This is a genomic window from Pseudomonas sp. S60 (assembly GCF_016647865.1).
GTDB lineage: Bacteria > Pseudomonadota > Gammaproteobacteria > Pseudomonadales > Pseudomonadaceae > Aquipseudomonas > Aquipseudomonas parafulva.
This window is the reverse complement of sequence record NZ_JACVVH010000013.1, coordinates 35,817-48,804: the sequence shown is the minus strand read 5'-3', so window position 1 is coordinate 48,804 and position 12,988 is coordinate 35,817. Positions and strand designations below refer to the sequence as shown.

Annotated in this window: 13 protein-coding genes and 1 pseudogene; 8 read left to right on the top strand and 6 right to left on the bottom strand. The window is 62.4% G+C overall.

Annotation, left to right across the window (positions count from 1 at the left end):
• Positions 1–9 precede the first annotated feature (9 nt).
• From IAE33_RS08665 to IAE33_RS08650, 4 genes and pseudogenes are all read left to right on the top strand, one after another.
• Positions 10–1,140, top strand: a complete 1,131-nt coding sequence (locus IAE33_RS08665; RefSeq protein WP_201163184.1) for a catalase family protein — start codon at positions 10–12, stop codon at positions 1,138–1,140.
• Positions 1,141–1,161: 21 nt separating this feature from the next.
• A complete protein-coding gene (locus IAE33_RS08660; RefSeq protein WP_169338818.1) occupies positions 1,162–1,317 on the top strand; it encodes a hypothetical protein in 156 nt (51 codons plus the stop codon).
• A 165-nt stretch (positions 1,318–1,482) separates the two neighbouring features.
• A complete protein-coding gene (gene hchA, locus IAE33_RS08655) occupies positions 1,483–2,361 on the top strand; it encodes a glyoxalase III HchA (RefSeq protein WP_201163183.1) in 879 nt (292 codons plus the stop codon).
• Positions 2,358–2,900: pseudogene (locus IAE33_RS08650) on the top strand (PA1136 family autoinducer-binding transcriptional regulator); the annotation flags it as partial. The gene hchA and the pseudogene IAE33_RS08650, both read left to right, overlap by 4 nt.
• Before the next feature lie 186 nt (positions 2,901–3,086).
• On the opposite strand, the gene IAE33_RS08645 reads toward IAE33_RS08650, so the two are convergent.
• The 3 genes from IAE33_RS08645 to IAE33_RS08635 all read right to left on the bottom strand — a co-directional run bounded on the left by IAE33_RS08645 (position 3,087) and on the right by IAE33_RS08635 (position 5,244).
• Positions 3,087–3,461: a MerR family transcriptional regulator gene (locus IAE33_RS08645; protein ID WP_201163182.1), complete on the bottom strand. Its 375-nt coding sequence runs from the start codon at positions 3,459–3,461 to the stop codon at positions 3,087–3,089.
• A gap of 70 nt (positions 3,462–3,531) precedes the next feature.
• On the bottom strand, positions 3,532–4,107 hold the full coding sequence (locus IAE33_RS08640) for an NAD(P)H-dependent oxidoreductase (protein WP_201163181.1): 576 nt from the start codon (positions 4,105–4,107) through the stop codon (positions 3,532–3,534).
• Between the two features lie 90 nt (positions 4,108–4,197).
• Positions 4,198–5,244, bottom strand: a complete 1,047-nt coding sequence (locus tag IAE33_RS08635) for a LacI family DNA-binding transcriptional regulator (RefSeq protein WP_201163180.1) — start codon at positions 5,242–5,244, stop codon at positions 4,198–4,200.
• Positions 5,245–5,489: 245 nt separating this feature from the next.
• Here IAE33_RS08635 and IAE33_RS08630 point away from each other — a divergent pair, with 245 nt between their 5' ends.
• The 4 genes from IAE33_RS08630 to IAE33_RS08615 are packed head-to-tail and all read left to right on the top strand — an operon-like array spanning position 5,490 to position 11,041.
• The gene (locus IAE33_RS08630) at positions 5,490–7,694 is read left to right on the top strand and encodes a TonB-dependent receptor (RefSeq protein WP_201163179.1); all 2,205 of its coding nucleotides are present in this window, start codon (positions 5,490–5,492) and stop codon (positions 7,692–7,694) included.
• Positions 7,695–7,733: 39 nt separating this feature from the next.
• Positions 7,734–9,053 (top strand): LLM class flavin-dependent oxidoreductase, encoded by a 1,320-nt coding sequence (locus tag IAE33_RS08625; protein WP_201163178.1) that lies wholly within the window; start codon positions 7,734–7,736, stop codon positions 9,051–9,053.
• An 11-nt stretch (positions 9,054–9,064) separates the two neighbouring features.
• The gene (gene mgrA / locus IAE33_RS08620) at positions 9,065–10,108 is read left to right on the top strand and encodes an L-glyceraldehyde 3-phosphate reductase (protein WP_201163177.1); all 1,044 of its coding nucleotides are present in this window, start codon (positions 9,065–9,067) and stop codon (positions 10,106–10,108) included.
• Between the two features lie 3 nt (positions 10,109–10,111).
• On the top strand, positions 10,112–11,041 hold the full coding sequence (locus tag IAE33_RS08615; RefSeq protein WP_201163176.1) for an aliphatic sulfonate ABC transporter substrate-binding protein: 930 nt from the start codon (positions 10,112–10,114) through the stop codon (positions 11,039–11,041).
• A gap of 66 nt (positions 11,042–11,107) precedes the next feature.
• On the opposite strand, the gene IAE33_RS08610 is transcribed toward IAE33_RS08615, so the two are convergent.
• From IAE33_RS08610 to IAE33_RS08600, 3 genes are all read right to left on the bottom strand, one after another.
• Complete coding sequence (locus tag IAE33_RS08610) at positions 11,108–11,671, bottom strand: hypothetical protein (protein WP_201163175.1); 564 nt, start codon at positions 11,669–11,671, stop codon at positions 11,108–11,110.
• Between the two features lie 130 nt (positions 11,672–11,801).
• The gene (locus tag IAE33_RS08605; RefSeq protein ID WP_201163174.1) at positions 11,802–12,164 is read right to left on the bottom strand and encodes a cupin domain-containing protein; all 363 of its coding nucleotides are present in this window, start codon (positions 12,162–12,164) and stop codon (positions 11,802–11,804) included.
• A 2-nt stretch (positions 12,165–12,166) separates the two neighbouring features.
• Positions 12,167–12,754: a GNAT family N-acetyltransferase gene (locus tag IAE33_RS08600; protein WP_201163173.1), complete on the bottom strand. Its 588-nt coding sequence runs from the start codon at positions 12,752–12,754 to the stop codon at positions 12,167–12,169.
• Between the last annotated feature and the right edge of the window lie 234 nt (positions 12,755–12,988).

The window sequence follows — 12,988 nt, the reverse complement described above, 5'->3', positions numbered from 1 at the left end:
GTAGCCTTGATGAACAATGAGCCCGTAACACCGGCTGCAGGTGCACCGTTGCCGTGCGACCCTGCTTTTGAAAACATTCCTGAAGATGAAGCGCAAACCAGCCAGGAGCTGCAAGACACGCTACGCCAGATCATGGAGATCACGTTCAAAGACAATGGCCACGCCTACCGCAGCGTTCACGCCAAGGGCCATGGCCTGCTGCGGGGCACCATCACGGTCGCGCCGGGCCTGCCATCGCACCTGGCCCAGGGCGCCTTCGCCAAACCGGGGCGGTTCAATGCCTACCTGCGGTTCTCCACCAACCCTGGCGATATTCTGGATGACAAGGTGTCCACCCCACGCGGCCTGGCCTTGAAGATGGTCGGTGTGGACGGGCCACGCTTGCCCGGCAGTGAGGGTGAAACCACCCAGGATTTCGTGATGCAGAACGCAAAGGCGTTCACTGCTGCGACCCCCAAGGCCTTCCTGAAAACCCTCAAGATGCTGGCCAAGACAACCGATAAGGCGCCCGGTACCAAGAAAGCCCTCTCTGCCGTGCTGCGTGGTGCCGAGAAAGTTGTGGAAGCATTCGGCGGTGAAAGCGGCACGTTGAAGAGCCTCGGTGGGCATCCGCAGACGCACATCCTGGGTGAAAGCTTCAGCACCGTAGTGCCGATGTTGTACGGTCCCTATTACGCAAAGCTCGCCGTGGTGCCCGTGTCGGCCACGCTCACCGCACTAACCGACCAGCAGGTGGATTTGAGCGATGACCCGGATGGCCTGCGCCACGCCGTAGAGGCGTTTTTTGCAACGCAGGGCGGCGTATGGGAGTTGCAGGTGCAACTGGCGACCGATAGCGAAAAAATGCCTGTCGAAGACGCTTCGGTTCAGTGGCCGGAAGACCTCAGCCCTTACGTGACCGTAGCCCGGCTCGAAGTCGAGCCCCAGGCGGCCTGGAGTGAGGAAAAGGTGCGTGCCATGGACGACGGCATGGCATTCAGCCCCTGGCATGGCCTGGCTGCACACAGGCCGCTCGGCGGTGTGATGCGCGTCCGAAAGCCTGCCTATGACATGTCATCCGGCTTCCGTGCTGAACATAACCGTTGCCCCATCCATGAGCCGCGCCCGGAAAACCCGGGTGACCCCAAACCCTTTGTCTGAACCTACCAAGGAGATAACCCTGTGCAACCTAAAACTGCAGGTAACGAAGAAAAGGGCCCGAGCGATGTGCCCTATATCAATGACCCTTTGAAGCCTACCTCGCCCGCGTTGAATGATGCTGATGAAACTGACGCGGCAGAAGTGGACGAAGACATCGACGACGGCGAGTCACTGTAAGCGCGAAGAGGACGGATCAGCTGTCACTCAGCGCACCGGCCCATGGCACTGGTGCGCGAGTGATTAGCGTTAGGAATATCCCCGTATTAGGGGGAAACCCTCATTGCGAGTGCTGGCCTTGCCCCCTAGGATCAATGCCTTGGACATCCACCGAGGTAACCCGCCATGCAACCTGTGAATTCCGAAGATAAACGCCCAACCGCAGACCCGGCAGAAGACGGTGCGTTCTTTCCATCGCCGTATTCGTTGAGCCAATTTACGTCACCCAAATCTGACCTGAGTGGTGCGGACTACCCCACCCCTTACACGGGTGGGCGCTTGAAGGTGCTGGTGATCGGTGCTGATGAGCGCTACCTGCCCACTGACAATGGCACACTGTTCTCTACCGGCAATCACCCAGTCGAAACCTTGTTGCCGATGTATCACCTGGACAAAGCCGGGTTTGCCTTCGACATCGCGACGTTGTCGGGTAACGCGGTCAAGTTCGAGCACTGGGCGATGCCCGCGCAAGACGCCGAGGTGAAGGGCCTTTACAGCAAGTACCGTGATGCCTTCAGGCAGCCGCACAAGCTTGCCGACGTCCTGGAACAGGCGCTTGGCGAGCAGTCGGATTACATCGGTGTGTTCATACCAGGTGGTCACGGCGCGCTGATCGGCTTGCCCGAAAGCCCTGACGTGAAGCGTGTGCTCGAATGGGCCTTTGCCCAGGACAAGTTCATCATTTCGCTGTGCCACGGCCCGGCGGCATTTCTGGCGACAAGTGCCACCGAGGGTAGCGACGACTCGGTGTTCAAGGGCTACAAGATCTGCGCGTTCCCGGATGCGCTCGATGCCAAGACACCTGATATCGGCTACATGCCGGGCCACCTCACCTGGAAGTTCGGTGAGCGGCTCAAGGCCCTGGGTGTGGAGATCATCAATGATGACATCTCCGGGCTCGTCCATCAGGACCGTAAGCTGCTGACCGGTGACAGCCCGTTGGCAGGCAATGCCTTGGGCAAGCTGGCGGCGACCGCGTTGTTGAAGGAGGCCAACGGTCAATGACGCCCGCCGAGGCTGCATTTCGGGCGGTGCTCACGATGCAACAGGCCTCTGCGATGCCTGCCATTCAGGCGGCTGTGCGTGAGTTCGCACAGCCTCTGGGCTACGACCGATACGTGTTGTTTTCGGTATCTGTCACCGCTGAAGACCTTGTTGACCGTGTGTTCTGGGTAGAAGGCCAGTGGTGGGAGGATGGCCAGGAAGTGGATGCCAAGGCTTACGTGCGGCATTGTCCGGTCACCCGGCACATCCTTGAAGCGCGTGAAGCCTTCTTCTGGTCCAAGACCCATCAGGCAGGAACAGAGCGGTATCGGGTGGTCCGCCGCCCGGCAGGGCCAGGGCTGCAGGGTGTACAAGTGCCTGTATTCGGGCCTGCCGGGCTGGAGGGCGCCATGAGCCTGGGCGGTCAACGTGTATCGAGCGGTTCCGAAGCCTGCCTTGCCCTGGTCATTGTCGCCGAAGCGGCGTTCAGGGCCGCTCGCCGGCTGTCGATGGCACCGGCAACTTCGGCTGCAAGGCTGCTGACGGCCCGGGAACGTGAGGTGCTTACCTGGACGGCGGCCGGCAGCCGACAAGCCGATATTGCCATCAGCCTGGGCTGTCGGAACGCACAGTGGAAAACCATTTGCGTTCTGCGCGTCGGCGGCTGGGGGTGGCTACGACCGCCCAGGCGATCAAGGTTGCGATTAGCAAGGGGGAACTGGTGCAAGACTGAGCTCCAACCCTCACTAACCGCCGGTGGCGGCTTCGCATCGGTGGCTGGCCGTTTGCAGCTCTGCTTCGAACGCATCCAGCCCCGCATAGATCAGCTGGAGGCTGCTGATCTGAGCCATCACTTGTTGTTTCTTGGCCGCGATCGCCTGGGCAGCGACCGACCACAGCAGCTCAAAATCATCTTGCCCCTGCAGGATGCCCTGCATTTCCTTGAGCTTGAAGCCGAGCTGCTGGGCGCACTTGATGAACTTCAGGCGCGCCACCGTTCGCGGGTCATAGACCCGATACCTGCCATGGCGCACGGGCGTTGGCAGCAGGCCGATGGCCTCGTAATGGCGGATGGTTTTGATCGTAGTGCCCGATAGCAGGGCGGCTTTGCCGATGTACATGAAGGTCCTTTTCAGCAAGGGTGCAACGCATCTTGGCACAGGGTTGGTCTGGCTGGAAATCTGGCCGTTGTCAGCGGCGGGCAAGGGTCTCTGCCTGCTTTAGCCAGGCTTCGCGGCGTGGCGCATTGGCAACCAGCACGGGGCCAAACGTCAGCGTTCTCAACGGTCGGATACCACAGAACTGCAAGGTAGTCTTGCGCAGCTGATGCAGCCCAGGCATGCGATATATCCAACGGTAATACCAGGGCGGCGTGTCCAGGGTTACCAGCAGGTCGGCAGTGCGGCCCTTGAGCAGCGGTTTGGGAAACGCCTTACCCGGCTGATAGCGGAATGCGAAGCCCGGCAGGAATACCCGGTCGATGAAGCCTTTCATCAGCGCCGGAATACCGCCCCACCAAATGGGGTAGACGAATACCAGGTGGTTGGCCCACAGCAAATCGGCCTGGGCCGTCAGCAGGTCAGGCTCCAGTGCCTGCACCTGTTTGTAGCCGTGGCGTAGGACGGGGTCGAACCTCAGGTCGCCCAGGGGCAGTACGCGTGATTCATGGCCCGCACCCTGGGCTGCCTCGGTGTACCGAGCGGCCAATGCTGCACAGAAGCTCTCGGCACAGGGGTGCCCCAGTATGATCAGTATCCGTTTACCCATTGCAGTGTTCACCCGCAGCAAAAGGCAGGTCGGTAGCGCCTGCCCCATACGGGAGAGTCAACACCTGAACTCACACTGGCCAGGGCTACTTCAAATACTCTCCCGCACCACCAGCTGGCACGTCAGCAGGTTCAAGCGTGGTATATCGCCTTCGCCCGCCAGGGCGCCCAGGTGCTGCAACACCCGCTGCGCCGCCACCACACCGATTTCTCGCGAGGGTGGCCGCACGGTGGACAGGCTGGGCAACAGCATCTGCGCGAAGGCGTAGTCACCAAAGCCCATGACCGCCACGTCTTCGGGTACCCGCAGCCCGGCACGCTGGCTTGCGAGCAGGGCGCCTGCGGCCAGGTTGTCATTGGCGAACATGATCGCATCCGGGGCGGGGGTGCGGCGCATCAGCGCTTCCAGCGCCTGGCGTCCGGCTTCGAATGGCGCTGCGTCTGCGGGCGGGACGAACACCCAGGGTTCCAGACCCGCTTCGAACAGCACCTGGGCATACCCGTCACGCCGCTCCAGGGCGCTGAAGTCGCCAGCGACGCTGTTCTGCACGAATGCGATGCGCTGGTAGCCTTTGTCCAGCAAGCAGCGGCATGCCAGTTGGCCCGCCTCGAAATGACGAAAACCCACCTGCAGCGCAGGGCGTTCAGGCACGTAATCCCAGATTTCAACCACGGGTACGTCCGCCTCCGCCAGCATCTTTTCGGTAGCGGGGCTGTGGTAACGGCTGGTGACCACCAGTGCCGCTGGCGACCATCCCAGAAAGGCCCGCACCGCCTGTTCTTCCTGCTCTTGGCTGAAGTAGCTGGAGGCCAGCAGCAACTGGTAGCCGAATGTACTCAGGGTATCGCTGAAGGCTTGCAGGGTATCGGCGAAAATCGGCCCGGAGATGTTCGGGATGACCAAGGCAACGATACGCCCGCGCGCGGAGGCGAGGCCGCCGGCCACCCGATTTGGCACATAGCCCATCTGCTGCACCACAACCTGGATACGCTCGCGCAGCGGTTCGGAAACCTGTTCCGGCTGGTTGAAGTACCGCGAGACGGTAATTGACGACACCTTGGCCACCCGGGCGACTTCCGCCAGCGTGACACGCCCGGCACCGCGGCGCTTTCGAGTGGGTTCATTGGGCTTGTTCACGCAGACGCCCTGGCAACTGTGGCTGAAAGAGGGCCCATGTTAGCGCTAACCAGAGCGCCCAAGGCAAATAGCCAAAAGGCATAACTGACGAATTTTTCAGTATTTGACGTGCTATGCAGGCCGCTTGGATACTTGCCGTGTTAGCGCTAACAAGCGCTGCTGTTGGCAAGCGCCTGCCACTCGCACGAGCGAGACCAGACACCCACAGCTTCTCTTTCGTCTGGTCTATCAGGGCAGTGTGCATCATGCAGAAAAGCCGCAGTCGGTCTTCCTTCAAACCTCCTCACAAACCCCTGGCCACGGCTGTGCTGCTGGCTGCCATAGGGCAGGGCGCCCAGGCAGAAGAGGCCGTGCAGCCTACTGCGCTGGGGGCCGTCACGGTTACAGCCACCCGCCGTGAGGCACCCCTGCAAAAGGTGCCGGTGGCCGTTTCGGTAGTGGAGGGCGAGCAACTGGAGAGGGATAACCGCAACAACGTCGCCAGCATCGTGCAGCAGGTACCCACCCTCAACTACCGGGCCGGCGCTTCCAACAAGGATACTTCGCTGTTCATCCGTGGCGTGGGCACCATTTCGACCTCACCCGGTGTAGAGCCCACGGTCGCCACAGTGGTCGATGGCGTGGTGTTCGGCCGCCCCGGCCAATCTACCCTCGACCTGCTTGACCTCGAACGTATCGAAGTGCTGCGTGGCCCGCAGGGCACACTGTTCGGCAAAAACGCATCGGCCGGCGTACTCAATGTGATCAGCAAGGCCATCCCGGAGCAGACCCAAGGGTATGTGGATTACGCTCATTTTGGTGGGGGCGACGAGAACCGCCTGCGCTTCGGCATTGGCGGGCGCTTCGATGAGCACCTGAAGGGCTCGCTGAGCACGTTGTGGGGCGGCTATGACGGCAACGTGGACAATGTTGCCAACGGCCACCGCGTCAATGGCTACACACGCAAGGGCGCACGCGGCAAGCTTGAATTCGAGCCGGACGAGGCGCTGCGCCTTACCCTGATCGCGGACTACATGAAAGGCGAAGATACCCTGCCCAGCGGTGTGGTCACCCGTGCGGGCAACGCCTTTGCCAGCCAGTTGCGGCCGGTGACCGCCAGTGCTCACAACCGTGACATCAACAGCGACTTCAAGACCCACGTCGAAGACGAAAACCAGGGCTTGTCTGCGCAGCTGGACTGGCAACTGGGCGACTTCACCCTGACCTCGATCAGTGCCTGGCGGGGCTGGAACAACACCCAGTACCAGGACGGTGACCGGCGCGCCTTGCTGCCGCTGACCGCCTCCCATGACAAGGGCACGGTCGATTACGACCAGTACAGCCAGGAATTTCGCCTGACCTCGCCCAAGGGCCAGTTCAATGAATATGTACTGGGCGCCTTCTACATGCACGGCAAGTCGCAGGAAACCTACCAGCGCCTGTCGGTGAATGGCGGCATCGCCAACCTTGGCCGCGCCAATTACGCTACCCGCAACGACAGCGTGGCGCTGTTCGGCGAGAACACCTTCAACTTTACCGACGACTTGCGCGCCATCTTCGGGCTGCGCTGGACCCACGATGACCTGGACTATGATCACCGCCGCGTGTCCACGTCGGCCACCGCTGTGACCGGTATCCAGCCCTCTACCGCAAGCGAAGGGTCGGTGGACGAGGACGGGTGGAGCGGGCGGACCGGGCTGCAGTACGATTTCAACGACAACCTGACCGGCTATGTCACCTATTCCCGGGGCTACAAAGGCCCGGCCTACAACGTGTTCTTCAACATGCAGCCGCGTGACACCCAGGCGCTCAAACCCGAAACCTCCGACGCCTACGAGATCGGCCTGAAGAGCACGGCGCTGGACAATCGCCTTACCGCCAACCTGGCTGTCTTCCATACCGATTACGACAACTACCAGGCGAACTTCTTCGACACCGTGGCCAACCAGGTGGTCACCCGGCTGGTCAACGCCGGCAAGGTCAAGACCCAGGGTGTAGAACTGGATGCCAGCCTGCAGGCCACCTCGCGCCTGAAACTGTCGGCCGCCGTGGCCTACACCAAGGCGCGCGTCGATCACTTCAACTGCCCGCCAGGGGCAGCCGCCAACTGCAATATCGACGGCGGCCACCTGCCGTTCACCCCGGACTGGAAAACCTACCTGCGGGCTGACTACGTGATCCCGCTGGACAACGGCCTGGACGTGGAACTGAGCAGTGATTACAGCTGGCAGGACGCCGTGCAGTTCAGCCTCGACCAGAACCCGGACACGGTCCAGGGCGCGTATGGCATCTGGAATGCCAGCATTGCCCTGGCCGACTACAACGCCGGCTGGCGCGTGGCGCTGCTGGGCAAGAACCTGGGCGACACGTCGTACGCGCAGATGCTGTCCAGTGGCGGTGACTACATCTACCGCTCGGTGCCCCGGGACGACGGGCGCTACTTCGGCGTGCAACTGCGCAAGGACTTCTGAGCCTGCGGCTGCCGTATTTGTGTATTGAAGGAGAACCCCATGTCCCGTCAAATGAGCCTGGGCGCGTTTCTGATGGCTACCGGGCACCACATTGCCGCCTGGCGCCACCCGGAGGTGCCGGCGGACCCGCTGGATTTTGCCATCTACCGGCGCACGGCGCAGATCGCCGAAGCAGCGTGCTTCGACGCCCTGTTCGTCGCCGACAGCGTGGCAGCGCCCGCCGAACCCTGGGCGAGCCTTAGCGCCCGCTCGGTGTACTTCGAACCGTTAACCTTGCTGTCGGCGCTCAGCGCGGTCACCGAGCGCATCGGGCTGATCGCCACCGCCACCACCAGTTACAACGAGCCGTACCACGTGGCACGGAAATTCGCTTCGCTGGATCATTTGTCTGCGGGGCGTGCCGGGTGGAACCTGGTGACCTCTGACGCGGCCGCCGAGGCTGGTAACTTCGGCCTTGAGGCGCACATTTCGCACGCCGAGCGCTACGCCCGTGCCCGTGAATTCCAGCAGGTGGTGCAAGGCTTGTGGGACAGCTGGGCGGACGATGCCTTCGTACGTGACAAAGCCAGCGGCCTGTTTCACCCGCCCCATGCGGTGCGCACGCTCGACCACGCCGGTGAGCATTTCCGTGTCAAAGGCCCGCTGAATGTGGCCCGCTCGCCACAGGGGCGGCCTGTACTGGTCCAGGCGGGTTCCTCAGAAGCCGGTCGCGCGTTGGCGGCACAGAGCGCCGAAGTGGTGTTCACCGCACAGCCCAGCCTGGAAAAGGCACGGGCGTTCTACGCCGACGTAAAAGGGCGACTGGCCAAGTACGGGCGGGATCCGAACGCCCTTAAGATCATGCCCGGTGTGTTCGTGGTAGTGGGGCAGAGCCAGGCACAAGCCGAAGACAAGTACCAAGCGTTTCAGGACCTGGTCGACCCCCGTGTCGGGGTGGGCCTGCTGGGGCGCATGCTGGGCAACTTCGACTTGTCCGGCTACCCGCTGGACGGCCCGCTACCACCGCTGCCGCCCACCGACAACGGCCAACGCAGCCGCCAGGCTTTACTGACCGAGCTGGCCGGCAGCGAGCAACTGACCTTGGGGCAGCTGGGCCGACGCATCGCTGGGGGGCGAGGGCACCACAGCGTGGTGGGCACGCCGTCGCAGATTGCCGATGAACTGCAGGCCTGGTTCGAAGGCAGTGCAGCCGATGGCTTCAACATACTGGTCCCCCACCTGCCGTTGGGGCTCGAAGACTTCGCCCTGCACGTGGTGCCCGAACTGCAGCGACGTGGCCTGTTCCGTCGCCACTATCAAGGCAAGACGCTGCGCGAGCATCTAGGCCTGCAACGCCCGGCCAACCCCCATTTTGTTTGACGAGAATCCCCATGAGCTATCACGCAAACCCCGACCGTTATGCACGCATGCCCTACCGCCGGGTAGGGCGCAATGGCCTGGTGCTACCGGCCCTGTCACTGGGGCTGTGGCACAATTTTGGTGATGCCACGCCCATCAGCACCCAGCGCGCCTTGCTGCATACCGCCTTTGATGCCGGTATCAACCATTTTGACCTGGCCAACAACTACGGCCCGCCGTACGGCAGCGCCGAGGTGAATTTCGGCCGCCTGCTGCGCGAGGACCTGCGCAGCTACCGGGATGAACTGATCATCTCCAGCAAGGCCGGTTGGGACATGTGGCCCGGGCCGTACGGGCAGGGCGGCAGCTCGCGCAAATACCTGATCGCCAGCCTGGACCAGAGCCTGGCGCGCCTGGGGCTGGACTATGTGGATATTTTCTATTCCCACCGCTTCGATGCCGATACCCCGCTGGAAGAAACGGCCATTGCGCTGGCCGATATCGTGCGCCAGGGCAAAGCGTTGTACATCGGTATCTCGTCCTACTCGGCAGGCAAAACCGCCGAGATGGCAGCGCTGCTCGACACGCTCAAGGTGCCGCTGCTGATCCACCAGCCGTCCTACAACCTGTTCAACCGCTGGATAGAGCGCGACCTGCTCGACACCACAGCGGCCGTGGGTGCCGGGGTGATCGTGTTCACCGCGTTGGCCCAGGGGCTGCTCAGCGACAAGTACCTTGACGGCATCCCGGCCGATGCACGGGTCAACCGCGCAGGCGGCGGGTCGCTGCTGCCCCAGCATTTGTCCGAAGCCAACATCGCCCGTGCTCGCGCCCTGAATGCCATCGCCCACCAGCGTGGCCAGAGCCTGGCCCAGCTGGCATTGGCCTGGACCTTGCGCGACCCACGGGTGACCTCGGCACTGATCGGTGCCAGCCGGCCGGAACAGATCACCGAAAACGTCGCAGCTCTCGACAACCTGGCGTTCAGCGCCGAGGAGCTGGCGGCCATTGACCGGTACGCCGTTGAAGGCGGGATAAACCTCTGGGAAAAACCCTCGACCGACTGGAAGGAATAAACCATGGCGCTTGCACGTGTTGCCCTATTGCTGCTGGCAGCGCTGGCGGGTCTCGCCCATGCCGGCGACCCGCCCAGCCTGCGCATCGGTTATCAAAAGGGCTCGATCAGCCTGGTGCTGGCCAAGCAGCACCAGTTGCTGGAACAGCGCTTCCCGAACACTCAGGTCCAGTGGCTGGAGTTTCCCGCGGGGCCGCAGATGCTCGAGGCGCTGAACATTGGCAGCCTGGACATTGGCGCCACCGGTGACATACCTCCGATCTTCGCCCAGGCAGCAGGGGCCGACCTGCTGTACATCGGGGCTGAGCCGGCCAAACCCCAGGCCGAAGTGATCCTGGTGCCCAACGGCAGCCCGACTACCCAGGTGGCCGGGCTCAAGGGCAAGCGTATCGCCCTGCAGAAGGGGTCGAGTGCGCACAACCTGGTGCTGCGTGCGCTGGCAAAGGCAGGCTTGAGCATCCGCGACGTACAGTGGGTGTTCCTGGCCCCGGCTGACGCCCGCGCTGCCTTCGAGCGTGGCAGCGTGGATGCGTGGGCGATCTGGGACCCGTTCTATTCGGCCATGGAACTTGAGGGCAAGGCGCGGCTGCTGGCCGACGGGCAGGGGTTGGGCTTGAGTGGCCCCTTCATGCTGGGCGCCCGGGCCTATGTACAGGGCCACCCACGGTTCGTCGCACAGGTGCTTGACCAAATCAGCCGTGCCGAGGCGCTGACCCGCAGCGACGAAACCGGCAGCGTGCGGTTGCTGGCGGCGTTCATGGGCCTGCCGGAGGCGGTGGTGCAGCGCAGCTTCAGCCACCGGCCGCCATCACCGGTACTGCCGGTGAGTGACGCGGTGGCTGCGGCTCAGCAGCAAACGGCTGACCTGTTTTTCGAGCACAAACTGCTCCCGAAGCGGGTGCGGGTGGATGCATCGATTTGGCAAAGGCCATGAGGGATCGTGAGACTCGCGGGTATTTCCAGTGTGGCTGTCGGAAAGTTCGGCGGTGCTCGCCTGCGATCAGCCCCAGAAAACCAGGTAGATCTTGCAGGCCACCATGATGACCAGCAAACCCAGCACCACCCGCGCTAACCAGGGTTTGCTGGGGGGTGCGCCGTCCGGGAAGTGGTCAGCGGGCGTTGCCGGCAGTGCGCCTTTGCGTTGCAGGCGCATTTCATGCAAACGCTGGCGCATGCCGCGGTGGCGTTTGCTGTTGATCACCAGCAAACCCAGCAGGGCCATTGCCAGCACCGCGAGTTGCCCTGGGCCGGCGTAGCGAGTGCCGAACAGGCTGGCGGCTACCAGCGCGGGCGCCAGCAGGCAAGGCACTACCAGCCAGATGCCCCAACGCAAGCCACGGATGAACGCAAACTGGCCCCCGCACAGCAGTAGCGCCAGGCCCATCACTGCTGCCACGGCGTAGTTCCCGCTGTCAGGCACACCACGCAGATAACTGTGTTCCCAGAGCGCCATGCCGCTTCCTGACGCCAGTGCACACAGCAGAAAGCCGCCCACAAAGGTTGGGAAAAACCGCTTCATGAACGCGTCGAACTGGCCGCCGGTCAGTCGCACCGGGTGTTTCATCGTAACACTCCTTGTCAGTGATTCAGGCTGTTATTGCCTTGATGCAGGGCGCGAACGATAGCAGATTAAGCGTTTGTACCCGAAACCGCTGCTGCACTGCCAAAGACGCTCAGCCTGAAGCCGAGACAAGTCACGCGCTGGCGGGCAAGAGGATCACAAAATTCTTTTTCATGTCTTCGAGCACAGTCCATTTGCCCTTGGCGCCTGGTTCGATAATGAACGTGTCGCCAGCGGCGAGTGTGACCGGGGCGCAACCCTCAAGCTCGATGACGCAGCGCCCACCCAGAACGTGGCAGAACTCCCAGACTTTGTAGTCGATGCGCCAGGCGCCGATGCTGGCTTCCCACTCCCCGGAAATGCGGCCTTGCTGTTCATCGTGATAGTACTTGGAGGTCAGCGTGTGGGGGTCACCTTCCAGGACTTCTTCGAAAAAGGGAAGGTCGCGCACCGGTTGGATATCCAGGTCGCGGAATACGGTCAGCGTCTTGTTCATCATTATTTCTCGAGCAGGTTGTGGGAAGAGCGATACATTAAATAGGCGTCACCGGTGACGCCCAGCATCGGGTGCGCAACGATCTGGCAGGTTTTAACAACCTGGAAGCCATGGCGTTCATAGAACCGGCGTGCGCCGTGGTTTTCGGCATAATCGATCAGGCATAGCCCATCCAGCCCGGCAGCATCGGCGCGCTGCTGGGCATGGCGAAGAAACTGCACGCCAAGCCCTTGGCCGCGCCAGGCCTCATCCAGGGCGAGGCTGGAGATGTACAAGGTGTTGGGTATTTCCATGTCGGCATAAGGGGCAAGCACCGGGTCGGTCTCGACATGCCCGTCAGGCGTGGCGTGCAATGCATAGCTGTGCATCATGCCGATGACGCGCCCTGCGTCGGTGGCCATCAGGCAGTTCTTGTAGGAGAAGTCGCCCTGCTCCCGGGCATAGCGGGCCGCACCGACACTGAGCAGTGCTTCACCCGGTGCGGCGAGCTTGCTCCATATGTAATCGGCCATGCCCTCTGAGGTCAGTTGAAAGAAGCGCGCGATATCGTGCGCATCCGAGGCTTGAGCGGGTCTGAAGTCGATGGGCATGCAAGGTGGTTCCGTGGCATCGGGTGGTTAGTTTTTCAAGGGTTACGCCTCTGGCAAGGTGGCAGAGTAGGAGGTTGGAAACGTTGCCATCATGCTCTGGGCGAACACTGCCAACACAAGGTGCGACGTTGCCCTCCTGCTCCGACCTTTACCTGGGGTGCTTTCAGGGGTGTACAGCGTGGCGTGTCTATATTTGACAAGGGCACGTCCTCTCAAGGCGAGATAGGCCCCTGT